The 12,845-nt window shown below is 75.3% G+C and carries 15 protein-coding genes; 7 read left to right on the forward strand and 8 right to left on the reverse strand.

Features of this window, described 5'->3' with window-relative positions:
- Window positions 1–4: 4 nt before the first annotated feature.
- The 5 genes from Sya03_RS21220 to Sya03_RS21240 all read right to left on the reverse strand — a co-directional run bounded on the left by Sya03_RS21220 (window position 5) and on the right by Sya03_RS21240 (window position 3,678).
- Window positions 5–1,312: an MFS transporter gene (locus Sya03_RS21220; protein ID WP_203940113.1), complete on the reverse strand. Its 1,308-nt coding sequence runs from the start codon at window positions 1,310–1,312 to the stop codon at window positions 5–7.
- Between the two features lie 102 nt (window positions 1,313–1,414).
- Complete coding sequence (locus Sya03_RS21225; RefSeq protein WP_203940114.1) at window positions 1,415–1,948, reverse strand: SDR family NAD(P)-dependent oxidoreductase; 534 nt, start codon at window positions 1,946–1,948, stop codon at window positions 1,415–1,417.
- Window positions 1,945–2,949, reverse strand: coding sequence for an alcohol dehydrogenase catalytic domain-containing protein (locus Sya03_RS21230; RefSeq protein ID WP_203940115.1), 1,005 nt, complete (start codon window positions 2,947–2,949; stop codon window positions 1,945–1,947). The genes Sya03_RS21225 and Sya03_RS21230 overlap by 4 nt, the downstream gene beginning before the upstream one ends.
- 43 nt (window positions 2,950–2,992) lie before the next feature.
- Window positions 2,993–3,328 carry a thioredoxin family protein gene (locus tag Sya03_RS21235; RefSeq protein WP_275411466.1) on the reverse strand — a complete coding sequence of 112 codons (336 nt, stop codon included), beginning with the start codon at window positions 3,326–3,328 and terminating at the stop codon, window positions 2,993–2,995.
- Window positions 3,322–3,678, reverse strand: coding sequence for a MerR family transcriptional regulator (locus Sya03_RS21240; protein ID WP_203940116.1), 357 nt, complete (start codon window positions 3,676–3,678; stop codon window positions 3,322–3,324). The genes Sya03_RS21235 and Sya03_RS21240 overlap by 7 nt, the downstream gene beginning before the upstream one ends.
- 77 nt (window positions 3,679–3,755) lie before the next feature.
- Between Sya03_RS21240 and Sya03_RS21245 the strand changes: the two genes are divergently transcribed.
- The 3 genes from Sya03_RS21245 to Sya03_RS21255 are packed head-to-tail and all read left to right on the forward strand — an operon-like array spanning window position 3,756 to window position 5,743.
- Complete coding sequence (locus tag Sya03_RS21245; RefSeq protein WP_239107732.1) at window positions 3,756–4,559, forward strand: alpha/beta hydrolase; 804 nt, start codon at window positions 3,756–3,758, stop codon at window positions 4,557–4,559.
- The gene (locus Sya03_RS21250) at window positions 4,549–5,019 is read left to right on the forward strand and encodes a GrpB family protein (protein WP_203940117.1); all 471 of its coding nucleotides are present in this window, start codon (window positions 4,549–4,551) and stop codon (window positions 5,017–5,019) included. Before Sya03_RS21245 ends, Sya03_RS21250 begins: the two co-directional genes overlap by 11 nt.
- Before the next feature lie 55 nt (window positions 5,020–5,074).
- Window positions 5,075–5,743: a DNA alkylation repair protein gene (locus Sya03_RS21255; protein WP_203940118.1), complete on the forward strand. Its 669-nt coding sequence runs from the start codon at window positions 5,075–5,077 to the stop codon at window positions 5,741–5,743.
- Window positions 5,744–5,757: 14 nt separating this feature from the next.
- On the opposite strand, the gene Sya03_RS21260 is transcribed toward Sya03_RS21255, so the two are convergent.
- Together Sya03_RS21260 and Sya03_RS21265 are read right to left on the reverse strand one after the other, a co-directional pair.
- Window positions 5,758–6,681, reverse strand: a complete 924-nt coding sequence (locus Sya03_RS21260; RefSeq protein WP_203940119.1) for an RNA polymerase sigma-70 factor — start codon at window positions 6,679–6,681, stop codon at window positions 5,758–5,760.
- Window positions 6,678–7,592 carry an NAD-dependent epimerase/dehydratase family protein gene (locus Sya03_RS21265; RefSeq protein ID WP_203940120.1) on the reverse strand — a complete coding sequence of 305 codons (915 nt, stop codon included), beginning with the start codon at window positions 7,590–7,592 and terminating at the stop codon, window positions 6,678–6,680. Before Sya03_RS21265 ends, Sya03_RS21260 begins: the two co-directional genes overlap by 4 nt.
- A 93-nt stretch (window positions 7,593–7,685) precedes the next feature.
- Between Sya03_RS21265 and Sya03_RS21270 the strand changes: the two genes are divergently transcribed.
- The 4 genes from Sya03_RS21270 to Sya03_RS21285 all read left to right on the forward strand — a co-directional run bounded on the left by Sya03_RS21270 (window position 7,686) and on the right by Sya03_RS21285 (window position 12,072).
- Window positions 7,686–8,738, forward strand: a complete 1,053-nt coding sequence (locus tag Sya03_RS21270; protein ID WP_203940121.1) for a PDDEXK family nuclease — start codon at window positions 7,686–7,688, stop codon at window positions 8,736–8,738.
- Between the two features lie 22 nt (window positions 8,739–8,760).
- Entirely contained in the window at window positions 8,761–9,648 is an 888-nt protein-coding gene (locus Sya03_RS21275) for an ABC transporter substrate-binding protein (RefSeq protein WP_203940122.1), read from the forward strand.
- Between the two features lie 135 nt (window positions 9,649–9,783).
- Complete coding sequence (locus Sya03_RS21280; protein ID WP_203940123.1) at window positions 9,784–11,619, forward strand: Xaa-Pro dipeptidyl-peptidase; 1,836 nt, start codon at window positions 9,784–9,786, stop codon at window positions 11,617–11,619.
- Window positions 11,620–11,634: 15 nt separating this feature from the next.
- Complete coding sequence (locus Sya03_RS21285; protein ID WP_203940124.1) at window positions 11,635–12,072, forward strand: CBS domain-containing protein; 438 nt, start codon at window positions 11,635–11,637, stop codon at window positions 12,070–12,072.
- A 42-nt stretch (window positions 12,073–12,114) separates the two neighbouring features.
- Here Sya03_RS21285 and Sya03_RS21290 read toward each other — a convergent pair whose 3' ends face one another.
- A complete protein-coding gene (locus tag Sya03_RS21290) occupies window positions 12,115–12,753 on the reverse strand; it encodes a papain-like cysteine protease family protein (RefSeq protein ID WP_203940125.1) in 639 nt (212 codons plus the stop codon).
- Between the last annotated feature and the right edge of the window lie 92 nt (window positions 12,754–12,845).

Here is a 12,845-nt window from a genome sequence, read left to right on the forward strand (position 1 = left end):
ACGCTCAGATCGCCCCGGCCGGCACCCGGCGCAGGTAGCACGCCCACGTCACCGCGAGGCAGACCGCGTAGCCGGCGAGGAACACCCACAGGGCCGCGTCGATGCCGCCGGTGGCCGCGATCGACATGCCGAACCCGCGCGGGATGAGGAAGCCGCCGAGCGCGCCGACCGCTGCGGCGATGCCGATGACGGCCGCCGCCTCGGTGCGCCCCTTCGGCCGGCCGCGGAAGATCGCCGGGATCATCCGGTACGTCGAGCCGTTGCCGACGCCGCTGGCGACGAACAGCAGCAGGAACCCGGCCAGGAACGGCGCGAAGCTGCCGGCGCGCAGGCTCAGCAGCACCGCGCCGACGCCGGCGCCCATCGCGACGAACGTCAGCGCGGTGACCCGGGCGCCGCCGAACCGGTCCGCCAGCCAGCCGCCCACCGGCCGCGCCGCCGAGCCGACCAGCGGGCCGAGCGCCGCCCACAGCGCGCCCGCCACCGCCGGGAACTCGCCCTTGACGAGCAGCGGCAGCGCCGCCGAGTACCCGATGAAGCTGCCGAACGTGCCGATGTAGAGGAACGACATGACCCAGGTGTGCCGGTTGCGCAGCACGACCGCCTGCTCCCGCACGGGCGCCCGGGTGACGGCGAGGTTGTCCATGAACAGCCAGGCACCCACCGTGGCCGCCACGACGGGCAGCAGCCACAGCAGCGGCGCGTACTCCAGGTGCAGCCCGGCCCCCGCCACGATGACCAGCGGCACCGCGAACTGCACCACGGCCACGCCGAGGTTGCCGCCGGCGGCGTTCACGCCCAGCGCGACCCCCTTGTGCCGCTCCGGGTAGAAGTACGAAATGTTCGCCATCGACGAGGCGAAGTTGCCGCCGCCGAGGCCCGCCGTGGTCGCGGCGACCAGGAACATCCAGTACGGCGTCGCAGGGTTCAGCACGCACGCCGTCATCAACCCGATCGGGATCAGCAGCAGCGCCGACGACACGGTGGTCCAGGTGCGCCCGCCGAACCGGGCCACCGCCGCCGTGTACGGCAGCCGCATCACCGCCCCCACCAGGTTCGGCACGGCCACCAGCCAGAACAGCTGGTCGACGGTGAACGCGAACCCGGCCGCGGGCAGGCTGACCGCCACGGCGCTCCACAGCAGCCAGATCGAGAACCCGAAGTGCTCGACGAGGATCGACCAGACGAGGTTGCGGCGGGCGACGCGCCGTCCCGTCACCCGCCAGAACGTCTCGTCCTCGGGGTCCCAGTGGGTGATGTGGCGCCCGGGGGCGCGCTCGGCAACGGGCGGCGGCGTCAGCGTGGCGGTCATGCCCCGTACCCTGCGGGCCGGTCGTTACCGTTGCGGACGCGCGCCGGTGGCGACACCGTGACATCGGGCTCACCACGGCCGCCCGGCCGCCGTGAGGCCGGGTCAGTCCGGGCTGTGCTGGGGCTGGAGGCGGATCTCCGTCGGGCAGCCGCGGGCCGGGAACGTGACGACGAACCGCACCGCGGCGGCCACGTCGGCCGGGGCCAGCAGCCGTTCGGGGTGGCGGGCGGCGGGCGCGGCCAGGCCGGCGCCGGCGGCGACCAGCCCGGGCGACACGAGGCTGACCTTGACGCCGCGGTCGCGCACGTCGAGGAACGTGGCGCGGGACAGCCCGGCCAGGCCGTGCTTGGCGGCGTCGGCGGCGTCGGCGGGCGCCCAGTCGAACAGCCCGGCCGCGTAGACGACGGCGGCCAGTGGGCCGCGGTCCGCGACCTGGGCGACGGCGGCGGGCAGGGTGCCGCTCGCGGCCAGGTCCACCACGTCCACCGCCCCGCCGGCGGCCCGGGCGGTGGCCGCCAGCCGGGCCGGGTCGCGGCCCCACAGGCTGAGCGCGTAGCCCAGCCCGGCCAGCTCGACGGCGACGGCCCGGCCGATGTCGCTGGAGGCGCCCACCACCAGCGCCTGCCGGTCCGTCACGGGACGAGGACCGCCCGGGCGCGGATGCGGCCCTGCTTGAGCCGGGTGAGCGCCTCGGTCGCCTCGTCCAGGGCGAACCGCTCGCAGTGCGCCCGGACCTTGCCGGCGGCGGCGAGCCGCAGCACCTCGCGCATCTGCTCGCGGGTGCCCAGCACCGACCCGACGACGGTCTTCTCGTCGGCGAACGGCAGCGGCCCGATCTCGGCCTCGGCGCCCACCACGACGATGCCGCCGGGCTTGGTGGCGCGGATCGCCTCGCCGAGCACGGCGCTGGACGGGGCGAACACGATGGCCGCGTCGACGCCGCCGCGGCGGGCCAGGGCGGCGCCCGGCTCGGCGGTGCCGTCGACGACGGTGGCGCCCAGCTCCTCGGCCAGCTCCTGGTGGTTGCGGCCGCGGGTCACGGCGATCACGTCGGCGCCCCACAGCCCGGCCATCTGCAGCACCAGGTGCCCGACGCCGCCCACCCCGAACACCGCCACGGACGCGCCGGGCGACAGCCGGGCCTTGCTGAGGCTGCCGTACGCGGTGATGCCCGGGCAGAACAGTGGCGCGGCGTCCACGTCGGACAGCCCGTCGGGCAGCCGGTAGGTGTGCGCGGCGGCGGCCAGCAGGTACTCGGCGTACCCGCCGTCGACGCTCTCGCCGGTGATCTCCTTCGCCTGGCACAGCTGCTCGCGGCCGGACACGCAGTACGCGCAGCGCCCGCACGTGTCGTACAGCGGCTGGACGCCGACCCGGTCGCCCACGGCCAGCCAGTCGACGCCCGCGCCGACCTCGGTGACCGCCCCGACCACCTCGTGGCCGGGGATGATCGGCAGCTTCGACGGGACGGCGGGCGCCCAGTCCCCCTCGATCATGTGCAGGTTGGAGCGGCACACGCCGCACGAGCTGATCTTCACGAGGACCTGGCCCGGCCCGGGCGACGGTGTGTCCACCTCGCGCAGGGCGACGGGGTTCTCCTCGATGGGGCGCAACGACTCCAGGACGACGGCTCGCACGGCACATCCTTCCGATCGGCGTGCCGTCAGCCTATGCCCGCCGCTACCGGTTCGCGTACGGCTCCGGCTCGCCCAGCAGCAGCCGCCGCAGCGCCGACGGCGGCTTCGCCCCCACCACCGTGGCGGTGACCTCGCCCGAGCGGAACAGCAGCACGCTGGGCAGCGACAGCACCCGGTACGCCCGGGTCGCCTGCGGGTTCTCGTCCACGTTCAGGGTGACCACGACCAGGTCGTCGCCCGCCTCGGCGGCCAGGCCCTCCAGCGCCCGGGTCATCCGCGGGCACGACGGGCACCACTCGGCCCAGAAGTCCACCGCGACCGGCTTCGGGTTCGCGAGCACCACCGCGGCGAAGGTGGCGTCGGTGACGGCGGTCAGCACGGGCCCGCCCCGCAGGCCAGCTGCTCGGCCAGCCGGTTGCGCACCGCGCCCAGCTCGGTCAGCAGGCCGTCCACCTCGGCGAGCCGGCGGCGCAGCACCGCCGCCGCGTCCGGGCACACGTGCCCCGCGTCGTTGCCGGCCCGCAGGCAGGCCACGAACGGCCGCACGTCGGCCAGCGGGAACCCCGCGTCGAGCCGGGTGCGGATCTCCCGCACGACGCGCAGCTCCTCCTCGGCGTAGCGGCGGTAGCCGTTGGCGTCCCGCTCGGCGTGCAGCAGCCCCTGCGCCTCGTAGTAGCGCAGGGTGCGGGCGCTCGTGCCGGCCCGCCCGGCCAGTTCCCCGATCAGCATCCGGGCCCCTCCTCCGTGGTGCGCCGCCCACGGTAGGCCCTGCCACCGGCGTCAAGGCAAGCGCTTAGCCTGGCAGGGTGCCGGTGCGCCAGACTGTGCGGGTGCTGCTCGCCGTCGTGATCGTCGTGGCCCTGGTGCTGGTGGCGGCGTGGTCCGGCCAGCGCCGGCTCGTCTACCTCCCGGACCGCGCCGCGCCGGCCGACACGGCCGCCGACGTCGCGCTGACGACCTCCGACGGCCTGCGCCTGGCCGCCCTGCTGGTGCGCCCGGCCGGGCCGGACCGCCGGGTGGCGGTGCTGTTCGCCCACGGCAACGCGGGCCACCGCGCCGACCGCCGCGTCCTCGCCGACGCCCTGGCCGCCGAGGGCCTCACCGTGCTGGTGCTGGGCTACCGCGGCTACGGCGGCAACCCCGGCTCCCCCACCGAGGCGGGCCTGGCCCGCGACGCCCGCGCCGGCCTGGCCCACCTGACGGCGGCGGGGTTCCCGCCGGAGCGCATCGTCTACGCCGGCGAGAGCCTCGGCGCGGCGGTGGTGACGGAGCTGGCCGCCGCGCACCGCCCGGCCGCGCTGGTGCTGCGCTCGCCGTTCGCGTCGCTGGCGGCGGCGGGCCGCGAGCACTACCCGTGGCTGCCGGTCGGCCTGCTGCTGCGCGACCGCTTCGACGTCGCCGGCCGCATCGCCACGCTGGACGTGCCCGTCACCGTCGTCTACGGCACGGCCGACACCGTCGTGCCGGCCGCGCAGAGCCGCGAGGTCGCCGACCGCGCCGCCGGCCCGGTGACGGTCGTGGAGCTGCCCGGCGCCGACCACAACGACCCGTCGCTCACCCACGGCCCGGCCGTGGTCGCCGCCATCGCGGAGGCGGCCGGTGCCCGCTGACGGGCCACGCCTGGTGCCCGCCGACGGGCTGCGCGCGGCGGCCGAGGCCGTCCTGGCCGCCGAACGCGCCCGGCTGGCCCCGCTGCTGCCGCCGCACGAGCTGCTGCTGACCGGCGGATGCTCGGTGCCGGGCGCCCTGACGAAGGGCGACGTCGACCTGCACCTGCGCGTCGGCCCGGCGGACTTCGCGGCGGCGGTGGCGGTGCTGCGGACCCTGTACCCGGTGGTGCTGCCGGAGATCTGGCAGCCGACCCTGGCCACCTTCGCCGTGCCGGCGGCGCTGCCGGCCGGGCTGGCGGCCACCCCGGCCGGGTCGGCGCACGACGTGCGGTTCACCACGACGTGGCGCGCGCTGCGGGCCGACCCCGCGCTGCTGGCGCAGTACAACGCGCTGAAGCTGGACCCGGCGCCCGGCTACGAGCAGCGCAAGTCGGCGTTCTTCGACCGCGTCAGCGGCTGATCTGTCGGAGGCGGCTCGTAGGCTGACCGCACACACGAGGGGCGGGAGGGCCGGGGTGGCTGAGGCGACGGTGGCCGAGGTGATGGCCGAGCTGGCCGCGCTGGAGGATCCGAAGGCGCGGGAGGTCAACCTGCGCCACGGCGACGACCACGGAGTCAACCTCGGCAAGCTGCGCGCGGTCGCCAAGCGGCTGAAGACGCAGCAGGACCTGGCCCGCGAGCTGTGGGCGACGGCGGACACCGCGGCGCGGCTGCTGGCGCTGCTGATCTGCCGGCCCAAGGCGTTCGGGCGCGACGAGCTGGACGCCATGCTGCGCGACGCCCGCGTCCCCAAGGTGCACGACTGGCTCGTCAACTACGTGGTGAAGAAGAGCCCGCACGCCGAGGACCTGCGGGTGGCCTGGTCCGCCGACGCGGACCCGGTGGTGGCGAGCGCCGGGTGGGCGCTGACCACGGATAGGGTGGCGAAGAAGCCCGGCGGGCTGGACCTGCCGGGGCTGCTCGACGTCGTCGAGGCCGAGATGAAGGGCGCGCCCGACCGGCTGCAGTGGGCGATGAACCACTGCCTGGCGCAGATCGGCATCGACCACCCGGAGCACCGCGCCCGCGCCGTCGCGATCGGCGAACGCCTGGGAGTGCTCAAGGACTACCCGACGCCGCCCGGCTGCACGTCGCCGTACGCGCCGGTCTGGATCGCCGAGATGGTGCGGCGCCAGCACGCCTGACGCCCCGGGCCGGGTCAGGCGCCGGGCCGGCGGGCCGCCTTCAGCTCGCGGGCCAGAGCCCACGGGTCCGCCACCGGGCCCACGTGCCCGAGCTTGTCGGGGTTGACCACCCAGCGGACGCTCTGGACCCGGCCGTCGAGCACGTCGAGGGTGATCGTGCCGCCGACGCGGCCGTCCCGGTCGTGCAGGACGGCGCCGGGCTGGCCGTTCATCTCGTGCCGCCGCACCGTGGCGCCGATCCGGCCGATCGCCGGGGCGAAGCCGGCGAGCACGCGGGCCACCCGGTCCGCGCCGGTCACGGCGCGCGCGAACGCGGGCGCCTTGCCGCCGCCGTCGCCGACCATCTGCACGTCGGCGGCCAGCAGCTCCCGCAGGCCTTCGACGTCGCCGTCGCGCAGGGCGTCGAAGAACCGCGCGGCCAGCTCCTCGCGCTCCCGGCGGTCCGCCGCGAAGCGGGGGCGACCGGCGTCCATGTGCCGGCGGGCGCGGACGGCGAGCTGCCGGCACGCCACCTCGGACCGGCCGACGGCCGCCGCCACGTCGGCGAACCCGAACCCGAACACCTCCCGCAGCACGAACACCGCCCGCTCCAGCGGACTGAGGCGTTCCAGCAGCAGCAGCGCCGCCATCGACACCGAGTCGGCCAGCTCCGCCGACCGCGCCGGGTCGGCGTAGGGGTCCGTGAGCAGCGGCTCGGGCAGCCACTGCCCCACGTACGCCTCCCGGCGGTGGCGCGCCGAGCGCAGCACGTCGATCGACAGGCGGGTGACCACCGCGGACAGGAACGCCTTGGCCGACGCCGGGCGGGTCGGCGTCGACTCGTACCGCAGCCACGTGTCCTGCACGGCGTCCTCCGCCTCGGCCACGCTGCCGAGGAGCCGGTACGCGATCGAGAACAGCAGCGGCCGCAGCGCCTCGAACTCCTCCGTGCGGGTCATCCCAGCTCGTCCCGGAAGCCCTGCCGCCAGGACGGGTACCGCAGCACCCAGCCCAGCTCCCGCTTGGCCTTCGCGTTGGAGAATCCGCGCCCCTGAGTCATCATGCCCACCGCCATCTCACCGGCCACCAGCCGCGCCAGCCACGCGGGCACCCGCCGCGGCGGCTTCGCCCCCACACACTCCGCAAGGTACGGCAGCCACTCGCGAACGGGCGCCGGCTCGTCGTCGACGATGTTGAACACGCCCGCCGCCTTCTGCTCCACCGCCAGCACCGTGGCCGCCGCCGCGTCGTCGACGTGCACCCACGACACGTGCCCGGCGCCGTCCCCGATCAGCGGCAGCAGCCGCCGGCGCACCAGGTCGACCTGGTCGTCGTGGGCGCCGGGCCCGTAGAACCCGCCGTAGCGCAGCACCGCCCCGCCCGCCGCGACCACCACCCGTTCCATGCGGTTGATCGCGGTCGTGCCCGCCAGTTCCTCCAGCGGGTCCTCCTCCGTCTTGACCCACCCGCCGCTGCGCCGCCCGTTCATGCTGGCGTGGCCCTGCACCACGACGTGGGCGACCCCGGTCGCCTCCGCCGCGGCCAGCAGGTGGTCGACGCCCTCGCCGCGCAACCGGTTGGTCCGGGCGAAGAACCGCTCGGGCCGCCGCGGGTTCGGCCGGCCCGCGTGCGCCGGCGACAACGCGGTCATCTGGTTCACGATCACCTCCGGCCGGGCCGCCGCCACCGCCTCCCCGACCGCCGCCGCGTCCAGCCCGTCCATGACGACGGGCTCCGCGCCGAGCCGCTCCAGCAGCCCCAGCTTCGCCGCCGTCGTGGTGGTCGCGGTCACCTGATGACCGCGCGCCACCAGCCGCGGCACCAGCCGCTGCCCCAGCACCCCGGACCCACCCGCCACGAACACCCGCATCCCGCCACCGTCCTCATCCGCACACCGGCACCTGCCCCGGAGACGAGACGGCCCGCCCGCGTGTGACACGCCGGGGCCCGCCAGACTGGCGTCATGCCGCTGTTCGAGATGACCTCCGATGTGCTGGTGCCCGTCCCGTCGACCACCTTCGCCGCCGAGCAGGTGCTCGAACGCGCCGACCTGCAACGACTCCTGCGGGCGCGGATCGACATGATCGTCGACGACGTCCTGGTCGTCGCCGAGGAGTTCGGGGCGTTCACCGACGCGAGACGCCGGATCGACCTGCTCGGCGTCGACCGGGACGGCCGTCTCGTCGTCATCGAACTCAAGCGGACCACCGACGGCGGCCATGTGGAGTTGCAGGCACTGCGGTACGCCGCCATGGTCTCGGTGATGACCTTCGACGACCTCGTCGAGCACCATCAGCACTACCTGGCCCAGGTGGAACCGGACGCTGTCGACGACGCCCGCACGCGGCTGGCCGAATTCCTGGAGGACGCGGGCGGCGAGGACGCGGTGCTGAGCCGCGAGGTGCGCGTCGTGCTCGTCTCGGCCGGGTTCGACCGGGAGATCACGACGACCGTGCTGTGGCTCGCCGACGTCTACGGCCTGGACATCCGGTGCGTCAAGCTGACGCCGTACAAGGTGGGCGAGCGCCTGCTGCTCGACGTGCAGCAGATCATCCCGCTGCCGGAGGCGGGCGAGCTGACGGTCCAGATCCGCCGTAAGCAGACCCAGGCGCGGGAGGCGACCACCGACGGCCGCGACTGGACCCCGTACCTGATCACCACGCCCCACGGTCAGACCGGCCCGCTCCGCAAACGCCACGCCGTGCTCGCCATGATCACCGGACTCCATCAGGCCGGCGTCACCGCCGCGGAACTCGCCACGGCGGTGCCGCGGTCGCGCTTCCTGCCCGTCGAGGGCATCCTGAGCGGAGATCAGCTGGTCTCGGCCTTCCTCCACACCTACCCGGGCTCCGTCAAGCGCCTCGGCCGGTGGTTCCTCGACGCGCCCCTGCACGACGGCGAGCGGACCTGGGTGGTCTCGAAGATGTGGGGCACGAACACCGAACCCGTCCTGAGCCGGCTGCTCGCCCTGGCCCCGACCGGCGACTTCGGGTACGAGCCGGCCGAGAACGGCTAGACGCGCCGGGCAGGATGGGGGTATGCGCCTGGTTTCGCTGCTGCCCTCCGCCACCGAGATCGTCTACGCCCTCGGCCTCGGCGACGACCTCGTCGGCGTCACGTTCGAGTGCGACGAGCCGCCGTCCGCGCGGGCCGAGAAGACCGTCGTCGTGGGCGGGCGGGACACGTCGGGCATGACGCCCGGGGAGATCGACGCGTACGTCAAGGAGCAGATGGCGGCGCGCGCCGACCTGTACACGCTGCACGCGGGGGCGCTCGCCGGGCTGGCACCCGACCTCATTCTCACCCAGGACCTGTGCCGGGTGTGCGCGCTGCCGTCGGACCACGTCGAGGACGCCCTCGACCTCCTCGGCTGCCGCGCCGACGTGCTGACGCTCGACCCGTACAGCCTGGACGACGTGCTCGCCACGATCCTGACCGTGGGGGCGCGGGCCGGCGTACCCGAGCGGGCCGAAGCCCTGGTGGAAAGCTTGCGGGAGCGGCTCGCGGCGGTCTCCGCGGCGGTGGCCGGCCGGCCGCGGCCGCGGGTGGCGATCGTCGAGTGGGTGGAGCCGCCGTTCACGGCGGGGCACTGGGTGCCGGACCTGGTGACGGCGGCGGGCGGCGAGCCGGTGGCGGCGCGGGCCGGGCAGCGGTCGGTGGAGACGTCGTGGGAGGTCCTGGCCGGCGCCCGGCCGGACGTGGTGCTGGTGACGCCGTGCGGGTTCCACCTGGACGGGGCGGCGGAGCAGGCGCGGGCGGTGGCGCCGCGGTTCCCGGGGGCGCAGGTGTGGGCGATCGACGGCGACGGCCTGGTGGTGCGGCCGGGGCCGCGGCTGGTGGACGGGGTGGAGGCGATCGCGGCGATCCTGCACCCGGACGCGGTGCCGGAGCCGCCGGCGGGGTCGATCGCCCGGGTGGCCGGCTGACCCGGCCGGCGGGGTGACCACCGCGGCGGCGCCATGGGTCGCGTGCCTGACAGTGCCGCCCGGCCGTTGAAACGCATCGACGGACCCCAATAGGCTGACGGGACCGTGCACGCTGCGTCAGGAGGCGCCCACCCCATGCGTACCTGGATCCCGCTGGTCACCGCCGTGGCGCTCGTCGCCGCCGCCGCACCGCCGGCGACCGCCGCACCACCGAAGCCCGAGGCGCCCGCCGTCGTGGTGCGCGACGGGGTCACCGAGCCCGTCTTCGACTACACCCAGGCGGTCCGCGAGCGGCTGTGGGTCACCAGCGCCACCGACAGCGACGGCGACGGCCGCGGCGACCGGGTCGAGGTGCGGGTGATCCGGCCCAGGGAGACGCTGGACGGGCTGCGGGTGCCGGTGATCTTCCAGCCGAGCCCGTACTACGCCGGCCTGAACGACGTGCCGAACCACGACGACATCGACCGCGACGACGCCGCCCGCCGGTCGGCGGGGACCGCGCGGGCGCAGGAGGAGATCTTCTTCTCCGGCTACCTGGACAACTATTTCGTGCCGCGCGGCTACGCGGTGGTGTTCGCCGACGGGATCGGCAGCGGCGGGTCGGAGGGGTGTCCCAGTTCGGGGGCGCGCAACGAGACGCTCGGGATGAAGGCGGTCGTGGACTGGCTGAACGGGCGGGCGCCCGGCGCGGACGCCGCCGGGGCGGCCGTGGCGGCCGGGTGGTCGACCGGGAAGGTCGGCATGATCGGGGTGTCGTACAACGGGACGCTGCCCAACGCGGTGGCCGCGACGGGCGTGCCGGGGCTGGAGACGATCGTGCCGATCGCAGCGATCTCCAGCTGGTACGACTACTACCGGGCCAACGGCGGGGTGGTGGCGCCGGGCGGCTACCAGGGCGAGGACACCGACGTGCTGGCCGAGGCGGTGCTGACCCGGCGGAACCCGGAGGTGTGCGCGGCCGCGATGGACGCGCTGCGCCGCGACCAGGACCGCGAGACGGGTGACTACAGCGCGTTCTGGGCGGAGCGGGACTACACCCGCGCCGCGCACCGGGTGCGGGCCAGCGTGTTCGTGGTGCACGGGCTGCACGACTTCAACGTGCGGACGAAGCAGGCCGGGCAGTGGTGGGACGCGCTGCGGGTGCCGAAGAAGATCTGGCTGCACCAGGGCGCGCACACCGACCCGTTCACGGTGCGGCGCGCCGAGTGGCTGCGCACGCTGCACCGCTGGTTCGACTTCTGGCTGCACCGGGTGCCGAACGGCATCATGGCCGAGCCGGCGGCCGACGTGGAGACCGCGCCGGGCACCTGGACGACGCACCGCACCTGGCCGGTGCCGGAGGCGCGGACGAGGCCGCTGTTCCTGACCCCGGGCGGGCTGTCGCCGCTGCCCGGCGGGCTCGGCACGCAGGCCGGGTTCGTCGACGACCCGGCGCAGACCGCCGCGCAGCTGGCCGCGCCGGGTGACGGAACGAACCGGCTGGCGTACCTGACGCCGCCGCTGGGGCGGGAGCGCCGGCTGTCCGGGACGCCGCGGGTGACGCTGCGGGCGAGCCTGGACGGGCGGTCGCCGTACCTGACGGCGCTGCTGGTCGACTACGGGCCGGCGCAGCGGTACGCGGGCGTGCGCACGGTGCCCGGGCAGGACTGCGTGGGGCCGTCGGCGCCGGGCGACCCGGGGTGCTTCGCCCGGCGCGAGTACGTGACCGCCGAGACGCCGTACGAGATCGTCACGCGGGGCTGGCTGGACGTGCGCAACCGGGTATCCGCCGCTCGGAGCCTTCCCATCACGGCCGGGAAGGCGTACACCGTGAGCTGGGACCTGCAGCCGACCGATCATGTGTTCCGGGCGGGGCACCGGATCGGGGTGGTGCTGATCAGCACGGACCGCGACCACACGCTGCGGTACCGGGCCGGCACCGAGGTCAGGGTCCGGCACGGATTGGGCAACGTTCTCGTACCCCTGACGTAGTTTCTGGAGGCTCTCATGCGGATCAGTGACGTTCTGCGCGACAAGGGCGACCGGGTGGTCACCATCGACCCGGGGGCGCAGGTGCAGCAGCTGCTGGCGCTGCTCGCCGAGCACGGCATCGGAGCGGCGGTGGTGTCCGGCGACGGCGCGGCGGTGCAGGGCATCGTCAGCGAGCGCGACATCGTGCGGGCGCTGGCCCGGCGCGGCGCCGCCGTGCTGACGGAGCCGGTGTCGGCGATCGCCACCACGGACGTGCGCACGGTGGGCCCGGACGCCGACCTGGCCGAGGTCGAGCGGCTGATGACCGAGGGCCGGTTCCGGCACCTGCCGGTGCTGGTGGACGGCCGCCTCGGCGGCATCGCGAGCATCGGCGACGTGGTGAAGCGGCGGATGGGCGAGCTGGAGAACGAGCGGACCGCCCTGGCGGGCTACATCACGGGCGAGCCCGGCTGAGCGTGCGGGGGCGGCCGGGTCGCGGCCGCCCCACGCCCGTGGTCAGCGGTGCAGCAGCGCCGCGTTGGCGCCCGCGCCCAGCTCGAAGTCGGACTCGAACTTGCGGAACGTCTCCTGCTCGACGGCGCCGCCGTTCGGCGGCCACGGGTTGTAAACCGTGACGTACGTGCCGTCCTCGGTGCCGTCGCCCTCGATGCCGCCCACGACCACGGCGTGGTACGGGGCGCCGATCTCCACCACCCACAGCGGGCCGTGCTGGTACAGCCAGGAGGCGAGCAGGTCGGGCATGCCGCAGGCCGGGTAGAGCGGGGTGAGGCCCCACTGCCGGGCGGCCGGCTCGATCTGGTCCCAGCCGTAGCTGCCGTCGATCTCCAGGCCGACCCGGTCGACGACCGCCTGCGGGGTCTCGCCGACCAGCATGGCGATCGAGGCCGCCCAGCAGCTGGTGTCGGTGGGCTGCGCCACGAGACTCACCGAGTGGTGCACGCTGACCGGCTCGCACACCGGCCCGCCGCCGGACACGGCGGCCGACGACGAGGAGGCGGGGGCGGAGTCCTCCGCCGGGTGCCACTGGGCGCCGTCCCAGTAGTGGTGGCCGTCGTCCGAGAGCTGGCGCCACTCGGCGCCGTCCCACCAGTAGTTGCCGTCCTCCGAACGCCGCGCGTCCGCCGGTGCCGTCATCGGCCCTCCCCTGTTTCGAGCGTCCCGTCACCGTCGCACCCGGCGGCGCGGCCGACGGAGCGTGCCCGCGCGGTCACAAGGGCGAATCTCAC

It is taken from the genome of Spirilliplanes yamanashiensis (assembly GCF_016863475.1).
GTDB lineage: Bacteria > Actinomycetota > Actinomycetes > Mycobacteriales > Micromonosporaceae > Spirilliplanes > Spirilliplanes yamanashiensis.